Below are 1320 nucleotides of genomic sequence, written 5' to 3'. Positions count from 1 at the left end.
GAAAGTTCATTGGATGTCAAGGCCTGGTAAGGTTCTTCGCGTTGCTTCGAATTAAACCACATGCTCCACCGCTTGTGCGGGCCCCCGTCAATTCATTTGAGTTTTAACCTTGCGGCCGTACTCCCCAGGCGGTCAACTTAATGCGTTAGCTGCGCCACTAAAAGCTCAAGGCTTCCAACGGCTAGTTGACATCGTTTACGGCGTGGACTACCAGGGTATCTAATCCTGTTTGCTCCCCACGCTTTCGCACCTCAGTGTCAGTATTAGTCCAGGTGGTCGCCTTCGCCACTGGTGTTCCTTCCTATATCTACGCATTTCACCGCTACACAGGAAATTCCACCACCCTCTACCATACTCTAGTCAGTCAGTTTTGAATGCAGTTCCCAGGTTGAGCCCGGGGATTTCACATCCAACTTAACAAACCACCTACGCGCGCTTTACGCCCAGTAATTCCGATTAACGCTTGCACCCTCTGTATTACCGCGGCTGCTGGCACAGAGTTAGCCGGTGCTTATTCTGTCGGTAACGTCAAAATTGCAGAGTATTAATCTACAACCCTTCCTCCCAACTTAAAGTGCTTTACAATCCGAAGACCTTCTTCACACACGCGGCATGGCTGGATCAGGCTTTCGCCCATTGTCCAATATTCCCCACTGCTGCCTCCCGTAGGAGTCTGGACCGTGTCTCAGTTCCAGTGTGACTGATCATCCTCTCAGACCAGTTACGGATCGTCGCCTTGGTGAGCCATTACCCCACCAACTAGCTAATCCGACCTAGGCTCATCTGATAGCGCAAGGCCCGAAGGTCCCCTGCTTTCTCCCGTAGGACGTATGCGGTATTAGCGTCCGTTTCCGAACGTTATCCCCCACTACCAGGCAGATTCCTAGGCATTACTCACCCGTCCGCCGCTCTCAAGAGAAGCAAGCTTCTCTCTACCGCTCGACTTGCATGTGTTAGGCCTGCCGCCAGCGTTCAATCTGAGCCATGATCAAACTCTTCAGTTCAAACATCTTTGGGTTTTTAAGAAACCCTAAACTTGGCTCAGCAATCGTTGGTTACATCTTTGATTTCTCGCGGAGTAACTTGTGATGCTGATAATCTTGTTGACTATCAGTCTGACTCCACAAGCACCCACACGAATTGCTTGATTCAGTTGTTAAAGAGCGGTTGGTTAAGATCTTTCGTCTCAACCGAGGCGCGCATTCTACAGCAGCCTCATTTGCTGTCAAGTGGTTATTTTCAGAAGTTTTCGAAGATTTCTTCAACAACTTCAACCACTTGCGCTTGCGATCTCTCGTAAGCGGGAGGCGAATTCTACAG

General features: G+C 50.0%; 1 rRNA gene. It reads right to left on the bottom strand.

From position 1 onward, the window contains the following. Positions 1-1004: ribosomal RNA gene (locus JJD66_RS27870) — 16S ribosomal RNA — on the bottom strand; the annotation flags it as partial. Positions 1005-1320: the final 316 nt, after the last annotated feature.

The organism is Pseudomonas sp. MF6751 (assembly GCF_016613265.1).
Lineage (GTDB): Bacteria > Pseudomonadota > Gammaproteobacteria > Pseudomonadales > Pseudomonadaceae > Aquipseudomonas > Aquipseudomonas fluorescens_BV.
The sequence above is the reverse complement of the archived record's forward strand: the minus strand, read 5'-3'. Positions and strand labels throughout refer to the sequence as shown.